The sequence below is a fragment of the Mycobacterium colombiense genome, from assembly GCF_003284975.1.
GTDB classification, from domain to species: Bacteria; Actinomycetota; Actinomycetes; order Mycobacteriales; family Mycobacteriaceae; genus Mycobacterium; species Mycobacterium europaeum_A.
The window spans coordinates 1-7270 of the sequence record NZ_QMEU01000162.1 but is presented as its reverse complement, the minus strand read 5'-3'; the positions used below and the strand labels follow the sequence as shown (position 1 = coordinate 7270).

The 7270-nt window shown below is 68.5% G+C and carries 8 protein-coding genes; 6 read left to right on the top strand and 2 right to left on the bottom strand.

The annotated features are described in order from the left end of the window. The 3 genes from DQP58_RS25355 to DQP58_RS25345 all read left to right on the top strand — a co-directional run. Positions 1 to 263, top strand: a 263-nt coding sequence (locus DQP58_RS25355; protein WP_205869542.1) for a hypothetical protein, incomplete at its 5' end; no start/stop codon positions are given. A 105-nt stretch (positions 264 to 368) separates the two neighbouring features. Next, positions 369 to 1694 carry a UDP-glucose dehydrogenase family protein gene (locus DQP58_RS25350; protein WP_112710831.1) on the top strand — a complete coding sequence of 442 codons (1326 nt, stop codon included), beginning with the start codon at positions 369 to 371 and terminating at the stop codon, positions 1692 to 1694. Between the two features lie 120 nt (positions 1695 to 1814). After that, the gene (locus tag DQP58_RS25345) at positions 1815 to 2759 is read left to right on the top strand and encodes a TauD/TfdA dioxygenase family protein (RefSeq protein ID WP_112710835.1); all 945 of its coding nucleotides are present in this window, start codon (positions 1815 to 1817) and stop codon (positions 2757 to 2759) included. Here the strand turns inward: DQP58_RS25345 and DQP58_RS25340 are convergent. Both DQP58_RS25340 and DQP58_RS25335 read right to left on the bottom strand, forming a co-directional pair. Further along, a complete protein-coding gene (locus DQP58_RS25340; RefSeq protein WP_240630132.1) occupies positions 2730 to 4094 on the bottom strand; it encodes an MFS transporter in 1365 nt (454 codons plus the stop codon). The two genes, DQP58_RS25345 and DQP58_RS25340, sit on opposite strands and share 30 nt — an antisense overlap. A 315-nt stretch (positions 4095 to 4409) precedes the next feature. Next, the gene (locus tag DQP58_RS25335; RefSeq protein ID WP_112710833.1) at positions 4410 to 5060 is read right to left on the bottom strand and encodes a class I SAM-dependent methyltransferase; all 651 of its coding nucleotides are present in this window, start codon (positions 5058 to 5060) and stop codon (positions 4410 to 4412) included. 127 nt (positions 5061 to 5187) lie between these two features. Here DQP58_RS25335 and DQP58_RS25330 point away from each other — a divergent pair, with 127 nt between their 5' ends. From DQP58_RS25330 to rfbA, 3 genes are read left to right on the top strand one after another with little or no spacing between them, the layout of a single operon-like run. Next, positions 5188 to 5943: a maleylpyruvate isomerase family mycothiol-dependent enzyme gene (locus tag DQP58_RS25330; protein WP_112710832.1), complete on the top strand. Its 756-nt coding sequence runs from the start codon at positions 5188 to 5190 to the stop codon at positions 5941 to 5943. A gap of 29 nt (positions 5944 to 5972) precedes the next feature. Next, positions 5973 to 6344 carry a nuclear transport factor 2 family protein gene (locus DQP58_RS25325; protein WP_112710830.1) on the top strand — a complete coding sequence of 124 codons (372 nt, stop codon included), beginning with the start codon at positions 5973 to 5975 and terminating at the stop codon, positions 6342 to 6344. A 27-nt stretch (positions 6345 to 6371) separates the two neighbouring features. After that, complete coding sequence (gene rfbA / locus DQP58_RS25320; RefSeq protein ID WP_112710829.1) at positions 6372 to 7247, top strand: glucose-1-phosphate thymidylyltransferase RfbA; 876 nt, start codon at positions 6372 to 6374, stop codon at positions 7245 to 7247. Positions 7248 to 7270: the final 23 nt, after the last annotated feature.

Here is a 7270-nt window from a genome sequence, read left to right as displayed (position 1 = left end):
CTGTGGCCCCGCCACCCCCTCCGCCCGCGGTGGCGCCGATCCCGGTGCCCATCCCGCTGCCGATCCCGGGCCTTGGCGGGCCGGGCTTCGGCGGACCCCCCGGAGGCGGCTTCGGTCCGCACGGTGGCGGTGACGACGGACCGCACGGTGGCGGCGGACACGGTGGTGGCGGCTTCCCCGGATTGCCCGGCGGCGGCGGTGGCCACGGCGGCGGTGGCTTCCCCGGCTTCGGCGGCGGTCACGGCGGCTTCGGTCGCCACTAGCCCTAGAGGGCCCAGCGCCAGACGGCGGTCAGCTGTCATCTGCCGTTTGCCTCCCGCTCAGCCCCGCGATGCAGTCAGCTCATCGGGGTCACCTACACCGGTTGTATGCGATGCACCGTGTTCGGCACGGGTTACCTGGGTGCCACCCACGCGGTTGGGATGGCGGCTTTGGGACACGACGTGCTCGGGATCGACATCGACCCCGGCAAGGTGGCCAAGCTCGCCGGGGGTGACATCCCCTTCTACGAGCCGGGGCTGCGAAAGTTGTTGCAGGAGAACCTGGCCGCCGGCCGGCTGCGGTTCACCACCGACTACGACGCGGCCGCCGACTTCGCCGACGTGCACTTCCTGGGCGTGGGCACCCCGCAGAAGAAGGGCGAATACGGCGCCGATCTGCGCCACGTCTATGCCGTCATCGATGCGCTGGTGCCGCGGTTGACGACCTCGGCGGTGCTGGTCGGCAAGTCGACGGTTCCGGTGGGCACCGCGGCCGAGCTCAACCAGCGGGCCGCCGCGCTAGCTCCCCACGGGGTCGACGTCGAAATCGCTTGGAACCCGGAGTTCCTGCGCGAAGGCTACGCCGTGCAGGACACCCTCAACCCGGACCGCATCGTGCTGGGCATCAAACAGGATTCGACGCGCGCCGAGGCCGCCGTTCGCCAGCTGTACGGTCCGCTGCTCGACGCCGGGGTGCCGTTCCTGGTGACGGATCTGCAGACCGCGGAGCTGGTCAAGGTTTCCGCCAATGCCTTTCTGGCAACGAAGATTTCGTTCATCAATGCCATTTCCGAGGTGTGCGAGGCGGCCGGCGCGGACGTCAGCCTGCTGGCCGATGCGCTCGGCTACGACCCACGGATCGGACGCCAATTCCTCAATGCCGGTTTGGGTTTCGGCGGAGGCTGCCTGCCGAAGGACATCCGGGCCTTCATGGCGCGCGCCGGCGAGCTGGGCGCCGACCAGGCGCTGACCTTCCTGCGCGAGGTCGACAGCATCAACATGCGCCGCCGCACCCGGATGGTGGAACTGGCCAGCGCGGCCTGCGGCGGCTCGCTGCTGGGCGCCAACATCGCCGTCCTCGGTGCCGCCTTCAAACCCGAATCCGACGATGTGCGTGACTCACCCGCGCTCAACGTCGCGGGCCAGTTGCAGCTCAACGGGGCCGCCGTCAACGTCTATGACCCCAAGGCCCTGGACAATGCGCAGCGACTGTTCCCGACGCTGAACTACGCGGTCTCGGTCGAAGAGGCCTGCGAGCGCGCCGATGCGGTGCTGGTGCTCACCGAGTGGCGCCAGTTCGTCGACATGGATCCCGACGACCTGGCCGACCGGGTACGCGCACGCGTCATCGTGGACGGCCGCAACTGCCTGGACGCCGCCCGCTGGCAGCGGGCGGGCTGGCGGGTCTACCGCCTGGGCGCGCCGCGGCCCTAACGCCGACGCGCCGCGGGCTTTCCCTCAGCGCGATACAAACGCTTGCCGGTGGTCGCATTGTCGATAGCCTCAAAAAGGCTATACCGCATGCATTTTCAGACACCTCACAGGATTGAGCGATTGACGACGACCGCTGCCACCGAAACCAAAATCGAAGTCGTTCCGCTGTCGGGCTGGACAGGAGCCGTGATCGACGGCGTCGACCTGGCCGCGCCGCTGAGCGAAGCGGAGAAGGCCGTCATCCGGTCGGCTCTGCACAGGTGGAAGGTGGTGTTCTTCCGCGATCAGGACCTCGACCACGCCGCGCAGATCGCTTTCGGTGCCCAATTCGGTGAGGTCACCTCGGCCCATCCCTACGAAGGTGATTCCGCGCCCGAGGGTTTCCCGCAGATCCATACCGTGTCGCCGGCCGCCTACGATCGCCGGTACGGTTCGGAGTACCGGCACAAGGAGGGCTGGAACGGCCCCAACTGGCATGCCGATGTGACGCCTCTGATCAACCCGCCGTCGCATTCGATACTGCGCGCCGAAGTGGTCCCGCCCTTCGGCGGTGACACGCTGTTCACCAATGTGGCGGCTGTCTATCAAGGCCTTTCGCCGTTGATTCGCGAATTCATCGACGGGCTGCGCGCCGAGCACCGGTTCGGTGCCACCTTGTCCTTCGAGCGCAGCGACGCCAAGATCGGGGACCTGGTGCGCAGCAATCCGCTGGCGTCGATCCATCCGGTGGTCCGGGTGCATCCCGAGACCGGCGAGAAGGTGGTCTACGTCAATCAGTTCTTCACCCGGGAGATCGTTGACCTGTCCCCCCGGGAGAGCCGGTACGTCCTGGACCTGTTGTTCGAGCAGATCGCTCGGCCGGAGTACTCGGTCCGGTTCAAGTGGGAGCCGGGAAGCGTTGCGTTCTGGGATAATCGGGCCACGCTACACCTCGCCCCGCGCGATTACGAGCACCTGGGCCAGGAGCGGGTGCTGCACCGCATCACGCTGGTCGGCGACATCCCGGTGGGGCCCGACGGACGCCGCTCGGAGCCGTTAGAGGGCGAGTTCTTCGGGGCTGCCTGACACCCGCTCGCGGGCGTGGGCCGGTGAGCCCAGCTGCGACGCGACCAGGCCGATGGCCGCTACGGCGGTGGTGGTCACCGCCACCGGCCACAACGCCCCGCCGTAGTGGGCCACCACTGAGGTGAGCAGCAGCGGAATGAGCCCGCCGATGATGGTGGAACTCTGGCCGGACAACGACATTCCGGTGTAGCGCACCCGGGCAGGAAAGGAATCGGCGAGGTATTTGGGCAGCGCGCCCCAGATGACCCACAGCGGCGCGCCGATCAGCACCTCGGTTGTCAGCAACGACGGCAGCGTCGCCGAGGCGGCCAGCACCCCCAGCAGCCCCGCCGCGGGCAGCGTCAGCAATGAGAGCAGGCCGCCGCGGATCACCTTGTTCGCGCCGTAGCGATCGGCGAGCCAACCGCCCAGTACGGTCAACGCCCAGAACACGGTGACGTGCACGGCCGAGATGCCCAGTAACACCGAAGATGACGGCAGGCCAAGGGTTTTGGTTCCGTAGCCGGTGAGGAATACGGTCTCGATGAAGAACGGGACCGTCACCCCGCCGAGATAGACCGCGAAGCAGATCAGCATCGTGCGGCCGTGCTGGCGAACCGCCTCGCGCAACGGGAACGGTGACAGCTCGCCGCTGCGCCGCAGCGCGGTGAACTCCGGTGACTCGATCACCCGCAACCGGATGAACAGGCCCACGACACCGAGCGCGAGGCCGAACAGGAACGGCACCCGCCAGCCCCAGGTCACGAAGTTGTGCTCGCTCAGCGTCGAGGCCAGGATGAACAGCGATCCAGTGGCCAACCCCTGGCCCACGGCCGAGCCCGTCTGCACCAGCGATCCCCAAAAGCCGCTGCGGTGTTGGGGGCTGGTCTCGGTGACCACCAGCACCGCCCCGGCCCACTCACCGCCCAGTCCGACGCCCTGCAGGAAACGCAACAGCACCAGCAAGGCGGGCGCCGCCCAGCCGATCGCGGCGTAGCTGGGTAGCAGTCCGATCAGAAAGGACGGGATTCCCATGATCAACAGCGTGGCCACCAGCATCTTCTTGCGCCCGAGGCGATCGCCCAGATGCCCGAACAACACGCCGCCCAGCGGCCGGGCGACGAAGCCGACGGCGAAAGTGCCAAGTGCGGCAAGCACTCCGGCCGTGGAGGAGGCGCGCGGGAAGAACAGCGGACCGAAGACCAGGGTGGCCGCGAAGCCGTACAGGAAGAAGTCGTACCACTCCAGCACGCTGCCGGCGAGGCTGGCCAGGGCCACCCTGCGCATGCCCGGCCCGGCTTCCTCGCCGCCGGGCGGGCCCGAAAGCCCGGTGCTGTCCTGTGCTGCGATCGTCATTGAGGGTCTCCGATGGTCGGCCGGCCGGGTCCACGCGCAAGCGACGTGACGGGCGAAATGAGCGGCGCGAGTGGGGCACACAGAGACCGCAGCGACGACGATCGCCCGCGCGCCTCATCTTCGTTGCCGTGCCGGTTTGCGGTCGAGCGCAGCCCTTCCGGTCACGTGGATCATCCGGGGCGCCGGCCCAGCTCAGCGCGGTTTCCCGCGGTCGGCGACGGTTGGAATCAGATTGAACGCAAAGAATTCACCGTCGGATGCCGGCGCATATGCCGTGTAAGGTCAATTAGATTGCGGCACAACAAGTTCAGCCGGTCATGCCCGGGCGTACAGCACCGCGCGGGAGTATTCGCCGCCGTCGTCGAAGAGCTCGACGTCGACGTCGTCGAAACCGGCCGAGCGCAGCGCGTCGACAACCGGTGCCGGATCGGGGATTTCACGGAATGGCAGGCTGGCCGCGACGTCGTCGGCGTAGTGATGCCCGGCCACATGGGGATTCAGCGAAATGTCGGCGATCAGCAGCCCGCTCGGGGCCAGCACCCGGCGCCATTCGGCGAAGGCCCGCTGCGGCTCGGGCACCGTCCAGATGAAGTGCCGGGCCGTCACGGCATCGAAACTGGCGTCGGCGAACGGCAGCTTCTCGGTGACGCCCTCGACGAACGTGACGGCCACCCTGCCGTCGGCGGCCTTGGCGCGAGCGTGCGCCAACATGGCCTCGGACGCGTCGACGCCGCTCACCTGGTGGCCCAGCTCGGCCAGCAACAGCGCGACAAACCCGGTGCCCGTGGCGACGTCGAGCACGCGGGAAGCCGGCGGGATCGGACTCAGGGCGTCCGTCCACCGTCGACGCTCGGGTTCCGAGGAGATGCCGTGGGCGGCCCGCTGGTCGTATTGCGCACCCTCGCGCTCCCAGAACTCGCGAATCGCGGTGCGGGCGACCGGAAGGCTCGCATTGGCATCGGGCATGAGCACCTCTCGGGGACAAGGGCATTCGGCGGGCCGGACTTCGACGACAAGTGTGCAGTGCGCGCCGGTGTCGCCGCAAGGCACGCGGGACCACAGGGCGCGCGCCCCGGCGAGTAGCCTGACCCGCGTGGACTACGCCGGAAAATTCCTCGACGAGAACCGGGCCTTCGGGGAGCTGTTTCGCGATGTCGACGAGTCCATGCCGGTGCCCACTTGCCCGGACTGGACCCTGCGCCAGCTCTTCCGCCACGTCGGGCGCGGCGATCGCTGGGCGGCGCAGATCGTGAGTCAGCGCCTCGACAGCTACCTCGACCCCCGCACGGTGGAGGGCGGCAAGCCGCCGCCGGATCCCGCCGGTGCCATCCCGTGGCTGCACGGCGGCGCCCAGCGGCTGATCGACGCCGTCGAACTGACCGGGGTTCAAACGCCGGTCTGGACGTTCCTGGGGTCGCGCCCGGCGAACTGGTGGATCCGGCGCCGGCTGCACGAGGTCGCGGTGCATCGGGCCGACGCGGCGATCGCGCTGGGCGCCGAATACACCCTGGGCGCCGAGGTGGCGGCCGACGGCATCACCGAATGGCTGGAGCGGGTGGCGATCGAGGCGGGCGCCCAGGGGGCGCCGCTCCCGCTCGAGCAGGGCGACACCCTGCACCTGCACGCCACCGATCCCGGGCTGGGGGAGGCCGGCGAATGGACGATCACCGTCGAAGACGGCCGGATCGCCTGGTCACACCAGCACGGCAAGGGCAGCGCCGCGCTGCGCGGCGGCGCGACCGAGCTGCTGCTGGCGATCCTGCGCCGGCGGCCGCTGGCCGACACGGGCGTCGAGCTGTTCGGTGACGACGGCGTGTGGAAGCGCTGGTTGGACCGTACGCCTCTCTAGCCGCGGGACCGCACGGTAATTTGCACACCATGACCACATCGGAGATCGCCACCGTTCTGGCATGGCATGACGCCCTCAACGCCGGGGACCTCGAGACGCTGACCGCGCTGTCCAGCGACGACATCGAGATTGGCGACGCGCACGGAGCCGCACAGGGCCACGAGGCGCTGCGCACCTGGGCCGGCTCGCACCGGGCGAGCACCCAGCTCGGCCAGCTGTACGTGCACGACGGCATCGTCGTCGCCGAACAGAAGGTGACCAGCCCCGACGGTCCGGAAGCGGCCACCAACGCGCTGGCATTCCGCGTCGTGCACGACCACGTCACCTCGGTGTTCCGGCACGACAGCCTGGCCTCGGCGCTGGCGGCCACCGAGCTCACCGCGTCCGACGCCGTCGAATAGGGCCGATCAAGGCATTAGGAGCTATCCATGCGCGGAATCATCCTGGCCGGCGGGTCGGGCACCCGCCTGCATCCCATCACCACGGGCATCAGCAAGCAGTTGCTGCCGGTCTACGACAAACCGATGGTCTACTACCCGCTGTCCACCCTGATGATGGCCGGCATCCGCGACATCCTGGTGATCACCACCCCGCACGACGCGCCGGGCTTCCAGCGGCTGCTGGCCGACGGCTCGCAATTCGGCGTCAACATCACCTACGTGACGCAGGAAAAGCCCGACGGCCTGGCCCAGGCGTTCGTGCTGGGAGCCGACCACATCGGCAACGAGCCGGTGGCATTGGTGTTGGGCGACAACATCTTTTACGGCCCGGGCCTGGGTACCAGCCTCAGCCGCTTTCAATCCATCAGCGGCGGAGCGGTTTTCGCGTACTGGGTGGCCAACCCGTCGGCCTACGGTGTCGTCGAATTCAGTGACGACGGCCGGGCCCTGTCGCTGGAGGAGAAGCCCAAGACACCGAAATCCAATTACGCGGTGCCGGGCCTGTACTTCTACGACAACGACGTGATCGAAATCGCCAAGCGCCTCAAGAAATCGGCGCGCGGCGAGTACGAGATCACCGAGGTCAACCAGATCTACCTGAACCGGGGCCGGCTCTCGGTCGAGGTGATGGCCCGCGGCACGGCCTGGCTGGACACCGGGACGTTCGACTCGCTGCTGGATGCCAGCGACTTCGTGCGCACCCTGGAACGCCGCCAGGGCCTGAAGGTCAGCGTGCCCGAGGAAGTGGCGTGGCGGCGGGGCTGGATCACCGACGACGAGCTGGCCGAGCGCGCCCAGAGCCTGCTCAAGTCCGGCTACGGCGGCTATCTGCTGGATCTGTTGGAGCGGAGCCGATTTCAGTAGGCCGGTGGCGGTGGCCCGTCCCC

Excerpts from the sequence above, each read along its gene's own strand:
- DQP58_RS25350 (WP_112710831.1), top strand. The coding sequence starts at position 369 with ATGCGATGCACCGTGTTCGGCACGGGTTACCTGGGTGCCACCCACGCG.
- DQP58_RS25340 (WP_240630132.1), bottom strand. The coding sequence starts at position 4,094 with ATGACGATCGCAGCACAGGACAGCACCGGGCTTTCGGGCCCGCCCGGC.
- DQP58_RS25335 (WP_112710833.1), bottom strand. The coding sequence starts at position 5,060 with ATGCCCGATGCCAATGCGAGCCTTCCGGTCGCCCGCACCGCGATTCGC.
- DQP58_RS25325 (WP_112710830.1), top strand. The coding sequence starts at position 5,973 with ATGACCACATCGGAGATCGCCACCGTTCTGGCATGGCATGACGCCCTC.
- rfbA (WP_112710829.1), top strand. The coding sequence starts at position 6,372 with ATGCGCGGAATCATCCTGGCCGGCGGGTCGGGCACCCGCCTGCATCCC.